Source organism: Nitrospira moscoviensis, from assembly GCF_001273775.1.
Taxonomy (GTDB): domain Bacteria; phylum Nitrospirota; class Nitrospiria; order Nitrospirales; family Nitrospiraceae; genus Nitrospira_D; species Nitrospira_D moscoviensis.
In genome coordinates this window covers 3,556,688-3,571,667 of the sequence record NZ_CP011801.1, presented here as the reverse complement: position 1 = coordinate 3,571,667, position 14,980 = coordinate 3,556,688, and the positions used below count along the sequence as shown (strand labels likewise).

At 59.2% G+C, this 14,980-nt stretch carries 14 protein-coding genes; 9 read left to right on the top strand and 5 right to left on the bottom strand.

Annotated elements, in window-relative coordinates; genetic code table 11:
• Positions 1-105 precede the first annotated feature (105 nt).
• The 9 genes from hisZ (at position 106) to NITMOv2_RS17300 (ending at position 10,390) form a co-directional block, all read left to right on the top strand.
• Positions 106-1,128 (top strand): ATP phosphoribosyltransferase regulatory subunit, encoded by a 1,023-nt coding sequence (gene hisZ / locus NITMOv2_RS17340; RefSeq protein ID WP_053381059.1) that lies wholly within the window; start codon positions 106-108, stop codon positions 1,126-1,128.
• A gap of 7 nt (positions 1,129-1,135) precedes the next feature.
• A complete protein-coding gene (gene dnaB / locus NITMOv2_RS17335) occupies positions 1,136-2,488 on the top strand; it encodes a replicative DNA helicase (RefSeq protein WP_053381058.1) in 1,353 nt (450 codons plus the stop codon).
• Between the two features lie 151 nt (positions 2,489-2,639).
• Positions 2,640-4,406: a tetratricopeptide repeat protein gene (locus tag NITMOv2_RS17330; RefSeq protein WP_145976402.1), complete on the top strand. Its 1,767-nt coding sequence runs from the start codon at positions 2,640-2,642 to the stop codon at positions 4,404-4,406.
• Between the two features lie 345 nt (positions 4,407-4,751).
• Positions 4,752-5,357 carry a type IV pilin protein gene (locus tag NITMOv2_RS24755; protein WP_083448153.1) on the top strand — a complete coding sequence of 202 codons (606 nt, stop codon included), beginning with the start codon at positions 4,752-4,754 and terminating at the stop codon, positions 5,355-5,357.
• A gap of 110 nt (positions 5,358-5,467) precedes the next feature.
• Positions 5,468-6,367, top strand: coding sequence for a hypothetical protein (locus tag NITMOv2_RS17320; protein WP_053381056.1), 900 nt, complete (start codon positions 5,468-5,470; stop codon positions 6,365-6,367).
• 66 nt (positions 6,368-6,433) lie between these two features.
• Positions 6,434-7,342: an ABC transporter ATP-binding protein gene (locus NITMOv2_RS17315; RefSeq protein WP_238590386.1), complete on the top strand. Its 909-nt coding sequence runs from the start codon at positions 6,434-6,436 to the stop codon at positions 7,340-7,342.
• A complete protein-coding gene (locus NITMOv2_RS17310) occupies positions 7,339-8,100 on the top strand; it encodes an ABC transporter permease (RefSeq protein WP_053381054.1) in 762 nt (253 codons plus the stop codon). Before NITMOv2_RS17315 ends, NITMOv2_RS17310 begins: the two co-directional genes overlap by 4 nt.
• 96 nt (positions 8,101-8,196) lie before the next feature.
• Positions 8,197-9,315, top strand: coding sequence for a DegT/DnrJ/EryC1/StrS family aminotransferase (locus NITMOv2_RS17305; RefSeq protein ID WP_053381053.1), 1,119 nt, complete (start codon positions 8,197-8,199; stop codon positions 9,313-9,315).
• 76 nt (positions 9,316-9,391) lie between these two features.
• On the top strand, positions 9,392-10,390 hold the full coding sequence (locus NITMOv2_RS17300) for a S1C family serine protease (protein WP_053381052.1): 999 nt from the start codon (positions 9,392-9,394) through the stop codon (positions 10,388-10,390).
• Between the two features lie 85 nt (positions 10,391-10,475).
• Here the strand turns inward: NITMOv2_RS17300 and ilvD are convergent, their stop codons facing one another.
• The 5 genes from ilvD to NITMOv2_RS17275 are packed head-to-tail and all read right to left on the bottom strand — an operon-like array spanning position 10,476 to position 14,884.
• The gene (gene ilvD / locus NITMOv2_RS17295; protein WP_053381051.1) at positions 10,476-12,149 is read right to left on the bottom strand and encodes a dihydroxy-acid dehydratase; all 1,674 of its coding nucleotides are present in this window, start codon (positions 12,147-12,149) and stop codon (positions 10,476-10,478) included.
• A 4-nt stretch (positions 12,150-12,153) separates the two neighbouring features.
• Complete coding sequence (locus NITMOv2_RS17290) at positions 12,154-12,507, bottom strand: PepSY domain-containing protein (RefSeq protein WP_053381050.1); 354 nt, start codon at positions 12,505-12,507, stop codon at positions 12,154-12,156.
• 27 nt (positions 12,508-12,534) lie between these two features.
• Complete coding sequence (locus NITMOv2_RS17285) at positions 12,535-13,167, bottom strand: Spy/CpxP family protein refolding chaperone (protein ID WP_053381049.1); 633 nt, start codon at positions 13,165-13,167, stop codon at positions 12,535-12,537.
• A 39-nt stretch (positions 13,168-13,206) separates the two neighbouring features.
• A complete protein-coding gene (locus NITMOv2_RS17280; protein WP_053382142.1) occupies positions 13,207-13,842 on the bottom strand; it encodes a MarC family protein in 636 nt (211 codons plus the stop codon).
• A 4-nt stretch (positions 13,843-13,846) separates the two neighbouring features.
• Positions 13,847-14,884, bottom strand: a complete 1,038-nt coding sequence (locus tag NITMOv2_RS17275; RefSeq protein WP_053381048.1) for a DnaJ C-terminal domain-containing protein — start codon at positions 14,882-14,884, stop codon at positions 13,847-13,849.
• Positions 14,885-14,980 lie beyond the last annotated feature (96 nt).

Below are 14,980 nucleotides of genomic sequence, written 5' to 3'. Positions count from 1 at the left end.
TCGGCTAACGTCCGTCGGGTGGGTATGGCCTCTACTTCTTCGGCGCCCCGGCCTCAGCCGGGGCGGAGCCACACGCTACAGGAACGGTCACTTGTGCCGGTGGGGATGGCGACCATCCTCCCCGAGGCGGCCCGGCACGTCCGTCGTCTGGAAGCTCAGCTGCTCGCGGAGATCGGCCGTTGGGGATACGACGAGATCATCCTGCCGACGTTCGAATATCTCGACGTGCTAGCCCCCGGTTTGGAGCCGGATCTGATCGAAAAGTGTTTCACGTTCGCCGATCGGACGACCGGCCGCATCATGCTGTTGCGGCCCGATGCCACCGCGCAGATCGCCCGCACGGTGGCGATGGGGATGGTCGGCTCCCGGTTGCCTCTGAAGTTGTCGTACCGGGCGTCCGTGTTCCGCCATGAGCCGGAACATGCGGGGCGCGACCGGGAAATCTTTCAGGTCGGCGCCGAGCTGATCGGAGCGGACGATGCGGCGGCCGACACCGAAATCATTTCCCTTCTCATCGACTGTCTGCGGCACGTGGGACTCCGCTCCTTCAAGATTTCGTTGGGGCACGTGGGATTCTTCAAGGGACTGCTGGTGCGCGCCGGGCTCACCGGTGATGGGCAGAAGCGCGCGGAGCAGGCGGCGGCGCGCAAGGACCTGCCCCGTCTTCAGGAAATCCTGACGGAGGAACGGGTGTCGAAGTCCTTCGTGCGCGCCATTCTCGAAGCGCCGGAACTCTGTGGCCAGGCGGAAGTGTTGGCCAGAGGACGACGGCTGGCAGCGGGGGAGAAACCGCTCCTGCAGGCGCTGGACCGCTTGACCAAGGTGTACCGGTGTCTCTGCGATGCGGGGCACGAGGATGTCTTGTTCCTCGATCTGGGAGAGTTCAGGGGATTCGACTACTACGACGGCGTGGTGTTCGACGTCTTCGCCGAAGGGATCGGCGTCGAATTGGGCGGCGGCGGCCGCTACGACCATCTGATCGGACGATTCGGCCGGGATATTCCGTCTACAGGGTTCGCCTTGAACGTCGACCGGTTGTTCCGCGGGCTCGACCTGGCGTCGAGAACCAATGATGTCGCCGCGCGGAATGGACAGGGGCGCGGGGACAGGACCAAAAGGGGCACGTGAGGAAGCGATGAAGCCGTCAGCCGCGGTCGATTTGTCACAGCCGAAGCTGCCGCCGCAGAACCTCGAAGCGGAACAGTCGGTGTTGGGCGCCATTTTGCTGGACAACGGTGCGATGCCGAAGGCGATGGAACTCCTGGTGGAAGAAGATTTCTACCGCACGGCGCACCGAAAAGTGTATCGCGCGATGCTGGACTTGTCCGACATCGGCGAGGTCATCGATCAGATCACGCTGACCGAACGGTTGAAGGCGCAGGGCGAGTTGGAGTCGGTCGGCGGGGCGGCCTATTTGGCCGAGTTGGTGCAGATCGTCCCGAGCTCGGCCAATATCCGGTACCACTGCAAGATCGTGCGGGACAAGGCCGTGGCTCGCCAGCTGATCAACACCTCCACAGAGGTGCTGGCGCGAGGGTATGAGGGCACCGCTTCAATCGACGACCTGCTCGATTTTGCGGAGCGGTCGGTCTTCAGCATCGCGCAGGGGAAGCTGGAGCGGTCGTTCAGCCCGATCAATCAGATCATCAAAGAAAGCCTGGATCTGGTCGATAAGCTCTCGAAGCGCAAGGAGCACGTCACGGGCGTGCCCACCGGCTACTATGATTTGGACGATTTGACGGCGGGGCTGCAACCCTCCGATCTGGTCGTCGTCGCGGGCCGGCCCAGCATGGGGAAGACGAGCCTGGCATTGGGCTTTGCGACGCATGCGGCGATTCATGCCGGCTCGGTCGTCGGCATCTTCAGTCTTGAAATGTCGAAGCCGCAAATTGTGCTGCGCATGTTGAGCTCCGAAGCGCGGGTGGATTCCCACGCCCTGCGGACCGGCAAACTGCAGAAGGAAGATTGGTGGCGGCTGGCGGAAGCCGCCGGACGGCTGGAGCAGGCCCCCATTTATATCGACGATACGGGCGGGATTACGGTGCAGCAGATGCGCGGCAAGGCTCGACGCCTCAAAGCGGAAAAAGGGCTGGATCTGCTGATCGTCGACTACCTGCAGCTCATGCAGGGGCGCAGCGATTCGGAATCTCGGCAACAGGAAATTTCGGACATTTCGCGCTCGCTCAAGGCATTAGCCAAGGAACTCAACGTACCGGTCGTCGCCTTATCGCAGTTGAGCCGGGCGGTCGAAGCGCGCAAACCGCCGATCCCCATGCTGGCCGATCTGCGCGAGAGCGGCGCGATCGAGCAGGACGCCGACGTCGTGATGTTCATCTACCGGGAGGACGTGTACGATCAAAACTCCGAACGTAAAGGCATCGCGGACATCATCGTCAGCAAACACCGCAACGGGCCGATCGGAAAGAAAGAGCTGTTTTTCCAAGACCGGTTTGCCAAGTTCGAAAGCCTGGATCTTCGTGAATCCTGAAGTGGTTTGCGCATCGTTCTTTCGCTCGGTATAATCCTCCTCGACGTTCCACCTTCTATCCAAAGGCACCGTGTATCAATTACCGCTTTTCGGTCTTTTCCCGGCGAACCGGCGCCGCGTTTCCCGTGTTGGAAACGGATTGTTGGCCGCCTTGATTCCCGCGATCATGATGGCCTGCGCTGCGTCCCCGCATCCCCAGGAGACGATCGTGCCGGTGTCGGCGCCGGCAAAATCGCCGGTCGCCCCCGCACCCGACGCGTCGGCCACATATCATTTCATGATGGGGTATCAGGCGGAGCTCGCGCAGGACACAGAAGGCGCGCTGCGCGAATATATGGCGGCGCTCAAGGCCGATCCGTCGTCCCGTGAAGTCAAAGCCCGCTTGGCAGGCCTCTACTATGGGTTGGGAGACCAGGCCAACGCCGTCAAGTACGCCGAAGAAGTCGGCGAAGGGACGGGGCAAGATGCACAGGTCCTGACACAAATGGCCGGCATCCTGGCCAGCTCGGGAAAGCCGGATCGCGCGCTGTACATGTTGGATCTGGCGATCGAACGCGAGCCCACCAGGGGAGAATCCTATTTCCCCAAGGGCATCATTCTCCTGAACCAAAAGCGTGTGGCCGAAGCGGAGCAGGCCGTGAAGCTCGGTTTGCAGCATGCCCCGGAATCCGCGTTGGGCTACTACTATCTGGGGCGCATTTCGATGGAGGCGGGCAACACCGAGCAAGCCCTGAACAGCTTCGAGCGCGCGATCTCGGTGAATCCCACATTCGAGCCGGCCTACCTCGCCCAGGCCTCCTTCTTCGAGTCACGACAGGAAAAAGACAAAGCGATTGCCGTTCTGCAGAAGTATCTGCAGCGCGTGAACCCGCGGAACAAGGACATCCGCCAACACCTGATCCAGTTGTATATCGCCACCAGGGATTACACCGGAGGGCTCGCCGAACTGCAAAAAATGTTGGACGAGGACCCGGGAGATCTCGATGCCCAGTTGCGGATGGCGTTGATCTATGGGGAGAAGAAGGAATACGCCAAGGCGATTGAGCAACTCACGGCCGTCTTGAAGGTCAGACCGGCCGAACTGAAGATCCGCGACTATCTCGGCTATATGTACGAGGAGACGAGGGACTTTCCGAAGGCCGTAGAAACCTATCGATTCAACATCCAGTTGGATCCGACGTTCGTCGAGAGTCATATTCACCTGGGGGTCCTGCACTACCGTCTGAAACAGTTTTCTGAGGCGATTGCCCATCTGACCGAAGCGGTCCGCCTCAATCCCAAACAACCGGAGCCGCATATCGTCCTCGGGCTGGCCTATCTGCAATCCGAGCAGTTCGGCCAAGCGTCGCAGGCGTTCGAGGAGGGGATCAAGCACAATCCCAAAAACGCCGATTTGCATTTCAACCTCGGGACGGCCTACGACAAACTGGACCGGTTTGACGACGTCGTACGGGAAATGGAAGCGGCGCTCGCTCTTGATCCGCATCATGCCGATGCGTTGAATTATCTCGGCTACAGCTACGCGGAGCGCGGCATCAAGATCGACCAGGCCCTCTCGCTGACAAGACAAGCGGTGGCCCTGAAGCCGGACAACGGCTACTACGTCGATAGCTTGGGATGGGCGTTTTATAAATCCGGAATGCTTGCGGAAGCCCTCAATGAGATCAAGCGAGCCGTCTCCTTAGTGGGCGACGATCCGGTGATCTACGAACACCTCGGCGAAATCTACATGAAGCAAGAACGCCTAGCCGACGCGAGGGAAGCCTGGCTCCATTCGCTCGAACTCGACCCGTCAAACGAAAAGCTCCTCCAGCGGTTCCGCGAATACGGCATGGGTGATCCTGCACAGGAAGACCGTATCCAACAAGCCAAACGTCGCGTATCAGAGAAGATACAACTGCAGCAAGCCACACCGTAATACGGTCCATCTTCGCGAATAGCTTCTGATAAGCCTCCGGATCGCGGCTTTAAACGCTCTGAATCCTTGCACCAAAAGGTCTAGGAGCGTATAAAAGTGCCAATTCTCGGCATTCCAGAGCAGAATCCGGAAAACCGAAGCCTCTTTGTACGGCGATTTCCTTACCGATCAGGTTTGTAACTAGTTGTCTTTCAAGGGCGCGATGGCAAAGGGAGGGTCATCACTGGCGGGCACCAAACCTGCTAAGACAGCAGGCAGGCGGCAATGCAAGCGCCGCGGGTTATTGGGCACCAACAAAGTGTGGGCCTTGGGCCGTCAGTGAACCATCAACAAGGAGGCAGTACGATGTGTAAGGTATTCCGGAAACAAGAGGGTTTTACCCTCATCGAGCTGATGATCGTCGTCGCGATCATCGGCATCCTGGCGGCCATCGCCATCCCGAACTTCCTGCAGTACCAGATGAAGTCTCAGCAATCTGAGGCAAAGACCAACTTGCAGGCGATCAAGACTTCGGAAGTCAGCTTCTCCGGGGAACAGGGCTGTTACATCGGCACTCAAGCTGAAGGTGTGGCAGCACCGGCGGCTGGTACAAAAGTAACTCCAGTTGTATGGGGTGTTGGACTTGGACCAACTGCCCCCGGTGCCGCATGGTGCACTGCCGTGTTCACAGGCTTTCACTCCGATATTGGATTTAGAGCCACCGGAAGCGTGAGATACGAGTATCAAGTCAATGCAACGACTGTTGCTGCTCCTGGTATCTATACGGTAGCCACTTCCTGTGCTGCGGTTGCTGCTGCGGCTCCTGCTGTTGGCACAGCCGGTGCCGGAGCAGCTGGTAATAACAATTTTCTTGCCGCGGCCTGGTCCAATTTGGATGGAGATGCCGCCGTTTCCAGATGGGATTCCACGGTTGACCATGGTGCTAATGATTGCACGACCGGCGTCTACTAAGCCGGTGTGAAGTGCACTCGCCTGGCCCGCCGGTGTAAAATCCGGCGGGCCAGGCTGTTTTAAGAGCATGAAACCGTGGGCACCCTCAACACGGTATTTGCAGGCGCTGCATGACGAGCTCTCAACGCTTCCCTTTCTCGGCCATTATTTGTTTCGTACTTGCTCTCACGGCACTGATTGGTCTCCTGACTTTGCAGCAGGCACTCGATCAACGTCTGGATCGCGACACAAGCCGCATTGAGCACCTGGCGCAGTTGCCCCATGGGGACCACTTGAAGCCGGTGCTCCTCGGCTATCAGCACCTCGGTGCCGATCTGCTCTGGCTACAGTTACTCCAAGTGCTCGGGAAAAAGAAGAACACTACCGACGAGTATGAATGGATGTACCATGCATTGGACGTCATCACGACGCTCGATCCGCAGTACGACTATGCCTTTTATGTCGGCGGCGTGGTGCTTACGAGCTTAGCCAATCGGACGGATCTGAGCAATCAATTGCTCGAGAAGGGATACCGAGCAAATCCTGACGAATGGAGCCTGCCGTTTCTATTGGGGTACAACCATTATTTTATCCTCGAGGATGCAGCCAAAGGTGCGGAATACATGTCGGCCGCTGCGAAGCTGCCGGGAGGTCCCGCCTATCTACCCGGCCTTGCCAGCCGAATGTATGCCGAGGCCAACAACCCCGATGTGGCACTTCAATTACTGAGAGCACTGTGGTTACAGACTTCCGATCCGGATATGCGGGAAGTGTTGGAAAAGCGGGCGAAGGAAATCATAATTGAGCGCGATATACGGAATCTGGAAGCGGCTCGCGACGCCTTTCTCAGAAAACGAGGACACTTTCCTAGTGCACTCAGCGATCTGATCATGAGCGGAGAAATCGCGCAGCTGCCTGAAGAGCCGTTCGGAGGAAACTACACCTTCGATCCGTTCACCGGAAACATTTCAAGTAGTACCCATCCCAAGCGTCTCAAGGTATACCGTCTGGATAAAGGGCAAGTGGGATAAGCGATCAAGATGCAGAACGAAACTAAACATGTTGTGCAGACGGAAGCCCTGCGAAAGGTGTTTCGTGTGGGCTTCTGGGGGCGTCGTGTCGTCGCGGTGGAGGGATTGTCCTTAGAGGTTCGAAAGGGAGAGGTCTTCGGATTTCTTGGGCCGAACGGCGCTGGCAAGACGACAACATTGAAAATGCTTATGGGGTTGATTTATCCGACCAGCGGAGACGCGCAACTGTTCGGCCACCCAGTCGGAGATCCCAATGCCAAGGCCAAACTCGGCTTTCTCCCGGAGTCCCCCTACTTTTATGACTATCTCACAAGCCGGGAATTTCTGGCATTCTATGGGCATCTGTTCGGTCTGTGGGGAGCCACACTTAACAAGCGCGTCGACGAATTACTGGAGTTGGTAGGAATGACCCATGCCTGTGACTTGCAACTGCGGAAATTTTCCAAGGGTATGTTGCAGCGGGTCGGCATCGCCCAGGCCTTAATCAACGACCCCGAATTGGTCATTCTGGATGAACCGATGTCAGGCCTGGATCCGATCGGGCGCAAGGAAGTGCGGGATCTAATTTTGCGTCTCAAAGAAGCCGGCAAGACTGTGATGTTCAGTTCTCATATTCTGCACGATGCGGAGATGTTGTGCGACCGTGTCGCTATGATTATGAAGGGCAAGTTGGTGGCGTGCGGCGAAGTGGCCGATTTGATCGAGCGGGGCGCCACCCAGGAAGTGGAGATGGTGGTGGACCGTCTCTCCTCAGGAGGGATCGAACAACTGCGGTCGCTCGCGACGAAAGTCGTGCTTCACGGGGAGCGGGTCCTGGCTGTCTTGAACGCTCAGCGGGATGTCGATGAGGCTTTGGATGTATTGCGAGCGAACAGGGCCAAGCTAGTATCGCTGGTGCCCCACAAGGCCTCGCTCGAAGACCTCTTTGTCAAAGAAGCCCATAGAGTTCAGCAAGTGGGCGAGGTACACGTATGAAGGTCCTGTCGATCGCGCTCAATACGTTCCGTGAAAACCTCCGAGATAAACTGCTCTACAATTTGCTGGTGTTCGCTCTGCTAATGATCGGGAGTTCGCTTCTGTTGATGCGGCTCACATTGGGCGAGTTTCACCGGTTGCTGCTGGATGTCGGCTTAGCAAGCACGAATATATTTAGCGTTCTCATCGCTATTTTCGTCGGCATTGGTCTGGTCAATAAGGAAATCGAGAAGAAGACGATTTACACTATTGTGTCGAAACCGGTGGCACGGTACGAGTTCCTGTTAGGCAAGTACATCGGGCTCACTATCACGCTCTTTGTGAATTTGACCATCATGACGGCAGGACTGCTAGCGGTCTTGTTGGCCCAAAACGTGCCGATTGAGGCGGTACTGTTCAAGGCGATCGGCTTGATCCTGCTCGAATGCATGGTAGTCACCGCGGTGGCATTACTCTGCTCGACCTTCACCAGTGCGACATTGAGTGCGATCTTTACCTTAGCCACCTATGTCATCGGCCACCTCACCGCGGATCTCAAGACGTTTGCCGAAAAGATGGGCGAGGGGATGCAGGCTGTCATGAACGGCCTCTACTATGTTCTGCCCAATCTGGAACGCTTTAACCTGAAAGGACACGTCGTCCACCATCTGGAGGTGTCCACATCTGACCTGTTGCTGATTGTCCTGTACGGGCTCACCTATGTCACCTTCCTTCTTCTGTCGGCCAGCATCATCTTCCAGCGCCGGGACTTTCGTTAGCCGTATCGCCAAAGTTTGCATTCTGTGCTTGCAAAGATATTCCGTCCAAGGTATTCATCTTGCTCTGGCCACTATGGTCCGACGAACAAGGCTGAAATGAACATTCCCCTTCTCGATCTCAAAGCCCAATTCAAGCCACTCCGTGCGGAGATTCTTTCGGCCATCGAATCGATCTGCGACGAACAGGGGTTTGTGTTGGGCCCTCGCGTGGTGGCGTTTGAGGAGGCGATGGCCCGGTATACCGGAGCGCGCTATGCGATCGGATGCGCGTCGGGGAGCGATGCCCTTTTGCTCTCGTTGATGGCGCTGGGGGTGGGGCACGGCGACGAGGTCATCACTGTCCCGTTCACGTTCTTTGCGACAGCTGGAGCCATCTCCCGGCTCGGCGCCAAGCCGGTGTTTGTGGACATTCAGCCGGACACGTTCAACCTCGATTCTGCCAGGCTGGAACAGGCGATTACACCGAGAACGAAAGCCATCATTCCCGTCCATCTCTTCGGTCAGTGCGCGGACATGGCGGCCATTAATGGGATTGCCAAAGGCAAGAAGATTCCGGTAATCGAGGATGCTTGCCAAGCCATCGGCGCGGCACAGAACGACGTCCGGGCAGGCGTGCTCGGAGCCACCGGTTGCTTCAGCTTTTTCCCATCGAAGAATCTTGGCGGCTTCGGGGACGGAGGAATGATCACGACGAACGATCAGGCGCTGGCGGATTCCCTCTCCATGTTACGAGTGCATGGCAGTCGCGTACGTTATCTGCATGAGGCGATCGGCATCAACAGCCGTTTGGACGCGCTCCAGGCCGTTGTCCTGCACATCAAGCTCAAGTATCTGGATCAGTGGGCCGAGGGCCGGCGCCGCAATGCGGTTCGGTATGAGCAGTTGTTCAAACAAGCAGGGCTCTTGGACCATGTAACGCTCCCCGCGGTCCATCCCAGCAATTTCCACGTCTACAATCAATATACGATCCGCGTCTCCCGGCGCGATGATCTGCGTGCCTATCTCAAAGAAAAAGGGGTCGGTACCGAGATTTACTATCCACTCCCGATGCACCTCCAAAATTGCTACAAGAGCTTGGGCTACCAGAAAGGCTCGTTTCCGGTCTCGGAGCAGGCGGCTGAGCAGGTCCTCTCTCTCCCGATTTATGCCGAATTGTCGGACGATCAGCTTGGCTATGTCGTCGAGACGATCGCTCAGTTCTATCGGCGTTCATAGCGCGCCCGTCACCCATCGGCCGATCCGGTCGTTGAAGACCGGTAAGGCGGTTCATTCGTCTCAACAGGAGAATGCCATGAGACTGATCTCTGCGGGACTCATCCTGGGGCTGTTGGCCGGCCTGGCGCAGGCAAAAGAGCTCAGCCCACGGGAGATTTACGAGCAGACCTCGCCCGCGGTCGTCATGGTCATGGGGCATCCGGAGAGCGGGAAGAGCGGCAGCGGCGGCACCGGCTCCATCATACAGGCGGACGGGTTGGTGCTCACCAACGCGCATGTGGTCATCGAGGAAAAGACCGGAAAACCCTATCCGCGATTATCCGTGTTCTTGAAACCCGGCAGAGTGACAGGGGATACGAAGGTGGATCTGTCCCGTATGGCGAAGGCGCGGGTCCTCGCCTATTCATCGCCGCTGGATCTGGCGTTACTAAAATTGGAAGGGGTCAGAGGGCCGTTTCCCGTGATCGACTTGAGCGACTCGGAACGGACCAGAATCGGCGATCGAGTCATTGCGATCGGCCATCCGGAGCAGGGCGGCTTGTGGACCTTGACCACCGGAGTGATCAGCGCGGAAGTCGATAATTTCAACGGCGTGAAAGGCAAGCATGTTTTCCAGACGGAAACGGGCCTGAACCGGGGGAACTCCGGGGGACCCCTCGTCGATAGCGAAGGCCGTATGGTCGGGGTGAACACGGCGATTGCCCGCGTGGCCCCGGACGGTTTGCCCATCACCAGCATCAGTTTCTCGCTCAAATCGACGGTCGCCAGACAGTGGCTTAGCGAGCAGGGCGTGACCGGCACCGCTTCCGCGGCGCAAGCCGCGTCCTCCTCGACGAAAGCGGCGGCTGAAACACCACCGCCAGTGTCTACGGCACCATCGACTTCAGCGCCTCAAGCCACGACTTCACCAAAGCCGGGAACCACGATGGGGCCCTCCGTCAAGCCGGCTCCAACTGAACCTCCCATGCCGGCCCGGCCATACAATCTCGACCAACTCCTGAGCGAGCGGAGCAAGGCGGAAGCCGATCTGGAAAACATGATTACCGAGATGAGAGGGAAAATGAAAGGGCGATAAGGTCTCGAGGCAATAGAGCACCAAGACAAAGGGGCAAGGCCGGATTCGGCCTTGCCCCTTTGTCTTGGTTGAAACCGGGGATCGGTCAGCTCGTCACGGCGCCCTCCGAGGCCGACGAAACATGGCGCGCATATTTCGCCATCACGCCGGATCGATAGCGAGGTACGGGCTGTTTCACTTTTTTCAGCCTCGCTGCGATCTCCTTCTGCGACAAGGCCACATCCAGCCGGCGTTTGGCGATATCGAATGTAATGCGGTCGCCGTTCTTCACGGCCGCGATGGGTCCGCCTCTCACGGCTTCCGGGGCCACGTGCCCCGCCATCAAACCATGCGTGGCGCCGGAAAACCGGCCATCGGTCAGCAGGGCGACCGAATCGCCGAGTCCTGCCCCCACGATGGCCGCCGTGACTCCGAGCATCTCTCGCATGCCGGGCCCCCCTGACGGACCCTCATACCGGATCACCACGACATCGCCGGCTTTGATCTGTCCGGCCTTCACCGCGACAAACGCATCTTCTTCCCGGTCGTACACCTTGGCCGGCCCTTCGAACTTCATCATCGAATGGCCGGCGACTTTGACGACGCAGCCGTCGGGCGCCAAGTTTCCTTTGAGGATCACCAACCCGCCGGTCGGCTTGATGGGATTGGACAGGGGCCGCAGGACTTGTTGCCCGTCCCTCTCCTTGGCGTCCCGTGCTTCTTCTCCGATCGTGCGGCCGGTGACGGTCGGTAGATTGGCATGCAACAGGCCGGCGTCGAGAAGGCGTTTCGCCACCAGCGTGGTCCCGCCGGCTTGGAATAAATCCGCCGCGGTGAACCGGCCGCCCGGTTTGAGATCGGCGAGCAGCGGCACTTTGCGATTGATCTTGTCGAAGTCGTCGATGGTCAATTTCACGCCGGCTTCGCGAGCGATGGCGAGTAGATGGAGCACGGCATTGGTGGAGCCGCCGGTTGTGGCAACCGCCGCGATGGCATTCTCGATGGATTTGCGGGTGATGATCTGCTTGGGCCGCAGATCGTTCTTGAGCAGCTCCATGACCATCTTGCCGCACTCAAAGGCCACGTCGTCTTTGTGGACGTCCATCGCCGGTACGCCGTTGCGTCCCATCGGTGACATCCCGAGAAACTCGAAGGCGATCGCCATCGTGTTCGCGGTGAATTGTCCGCCGCAGGCTCCCGGACCGGGACAGGCGTGGTCTTCGAGGTCCTTCAGCTCCTCATTCGTCATCTTGCCCGAGGCATGTTTGCCGACCGCTTCGAAGACATCCTGAATTGTCACGTCATGGCCTTGAAACGTCCCCGGCATGATCGATCCGCCGTAGAGCATGAGCGACGGCAGATTGAGCCGCGCCAACGCCATGACAGTCCCGGGAATCGTCTTGTCGCAGCCGGACAGAGCCACCACGGCATCGAACAAATGGCCCCGCGCGACCAGCTCGATCGAATCGGCGATGACTTCCCGGCTGATGAGCGAGGCTTTCATGCCCTCTGTGCCCATCGAGATGCCGTCGGACACGGCGATGGTGTTGTACTCGATCGGCGTGCCCCCGGCCGCCCTGATGCCGGCCTTCACCCGCTCGGACAACCGGCGCAGATGGAAGTTGCACGGCATGACTTCGATCCACGTGTTGGCGACACCGACGATGGGTTTCGCCAAGTCTTCATCCGTGAACCCGACCGCCTTCAGCATGGCGCGGGCCGGCGCCCGTCCCGGTCCCACCAACAAGTCGTGACTCTTCAGCTTCAACTCCTTCGACATGCCCCTACTTTCCTTTCTTGCCGTCCTTCTTGTGCTCGCCCTTCTTGGCCTTTGCCTCAGTATCGATCACGGCGCCCGTCGCGGCATCGATATGCACTTCCGTCACCGCACCGTCCGTTCCCAGCACTTCCACTTCCCAGACCGTCTTGTCATGCTTCTTTTCCAATTCGGCTTCCACCACCGTCCCGGGCACTTTCTCGACGGCGGTTTTGATCGCCTGCTCGATCGTCACGGTGGCGTCTTTCGCCATCTGCGCAATGTCGCCTTCCTTGTCTTTCTTCTTGTCACTCCAGGCCGGCGTGCCCAGAGCCAACACTGTTCCGACTGCGAGCGTGAGGATAACAATGACCGATTTCATGAGGCCCCTCCTGGTTGTAAGATCCCGTTACTGAACGGACATGCCTCCCGGAGAGGAAGGCGCCGCGCTGCCCGAGCCCTTATGCGGGTTGGTCCCATGGGGATTCGCGCCGTGCGAGCTCGTGCCATGGCCTTTGCCTTTCCCCATGTCCTTATGTTGCTGCATCATCTTCTCGTGTTCGGCCTTCTCCTTGGCGCGCTGTTCCGGCGTCAACAGGCCGAGGACTTCGCGGCGGGCCTTGATCGAGGCCATGCGCAAGCTGACTTGCAGATCTTCACTTTGCTTCAGTTTGGCTTCGATGGCGCCAAGGTCAGACTTTTCGTCGTCGGTGAGGGCTTTCAGCTCGCGCTCAGCCACCTGGATGTCGGCTTCCGTCTTGATCCGCGTCTTATCCAAATTGAGCTGCATCTCCTTCAATTTCGCGACTTGCTCGGCGCTCAGTCCGATGTCTTTTTCGTGCTTCAGCAGGTGCCGGATCAAGTGTCCGGTGCTGCTGTGCATCATCCCCATGCCGTGGCCGCCCATGGCGCTATGGCCGCCGCTCCCATGCCCGCTGGAGCCGTAGCCATATTCATTGGCCTGTGCGCCGGCCAGCCCGAGCGCGAGCGTCAGAGTCGAGGCCAAGCCGACTGTCAGGATGCTGGTAGTCCGGTGAAGCATGAATTCCTCCTTCAGTGGTTAAGATCGAATCGCCGATGATTATCGCACAAACAACCCGCCTTCGCCTTTCAGGCCGTTGAACAGGAACTGGATCGCCAGCGCGGCCAGCAGGAGTCCCATCAGGCGGGTGATGATCTTCTCCGCGATCGGGTTCAGCCATTTGGCGCCGGTGGCGCCCAGCGCCAGCGTGACGTAGCTTGCCAGACCGACCGCGGCAAGGCAAGCCAGCAGCACGCCGCGTTCCGTCCAACTTTTCGCCTGGGCGTCCAGTAAGATCACGGTGGAAATGGCCGCCGGGCCGGCCAGCATCGGAATCGCGAGCGGCGTGATGGCGATGTCATCCTTGTGCGTCCCGGCCGCGGTTTCCTCCGCCGTCTCCTGCACGGCGGACCGTTGCGCCCGCAGCATGTCCAGCGCGACCAACAGGAGCACCAGCGCGCCCGCGACTTGAATGGCCGGCAGGGTGATGCCGAGCAGATTGAACAGCGTCTGGCCAATCAGCGCGAAACCCGTCAGGACGCCGACCATCACCAGACAGGCGACCCGCGCCATGCGCAAACGCTGGCCGATGGAGTAGCGCGCCGTCATGGCGACGAAAGCCGGGACGGTGGCGATGGGGTCGACGATGACGAAGAGGGAGCTGAAGGCGAACAGCGCATACTCGGTCAGGGTCATGCGCTTATCCCCGCTGGGCCGCTGCCAGGAGATCGACGCGGGGGTCATCATGACGAAGACGCTTCAACTGCTCATAGTGCTTGCGTTCTTCATCGGAGAGAGAGGAGGGCATGACGATATGCAGATGCAAGAAGAGGTCGCCGTGGCCCCCGGCGGCGGTCGGCAGACCTTTACCTTTCAGCCGCAGCTTGCCATCGGCTTTGCTGCCGGGGGGAATCTTCACCCGCACCGGTTCGCCCAACGTGGGCGCCATCACTTCTGCTCCGAGTGCGGCTTCCCAGGGCCAGACCGGCAAGGTGACATGCAGGTCGCTGCCCTGTTGGCGGAAGACGGGATCCGGAAGAATGTGGACATGCAGGTACAGATCCCCCCGCCGGCCGCCATTCATGCCGGGCTGGCCTTTGCCGGCCACCCGCACGCGCGTGCCGTCCTGGACGCCGGCCGGGATGCGTACTTCGATGGTTTTCGATTCCATGACCGAGCCGGATCCCAGGCAGGTGGGGCACGGCCGTCCTTTCAGACGTCCGCCGCCCTGGCAAGTGGGACAGGACTCCGGTTCACGAAGCGTTACCCGCTTGGTCACGCCGGTCAGGACTTCGCGCAAGGTCAAGTCGGCCTCGGTTTCCAGATCTTCTCCCTGGACCGCGAAGCCGCGCGTGGCGCCGGCTCGCGTCCGCCCACCGAAGAGGTTCTCAAAAATGTCCGAGAAGTCTCCGCCACCGGCAAATCCTCCCCGCATATCCGCTCCGCCGAAGCCGCCCGCCCCGGCCCCGGCCTGTTGGCGTGCCCGCTCGTAGGCCTCCGCCTGCTCCCAGTCGGCGCCGTACTGGTCGTATTTCTTTCGTTTGTCGGGATCGGAGAGGACTTCGTGGGCTTCGTTCAGCTCCTTGAACTTTTTCTCCATCTCGACCTTCTTGCCGCCGGTGTGCAGGTCGGGATGGTACTGGCGGGCCAAACGACGATAGGCCTTCTTGATGTCCTCCGCCGATGCGCTCCGCGGCACGCCGAGCACTTGGTAATAATCACGAGACGTGGTTGCCATGATGCAGTAGATAAAGCCGCTTCCTGAAAGATCAACAATCCTCGACCCAGCTTACGGAGAGTCCGAAATCTTTGCAAGGGTAGGGAGACTGATCTG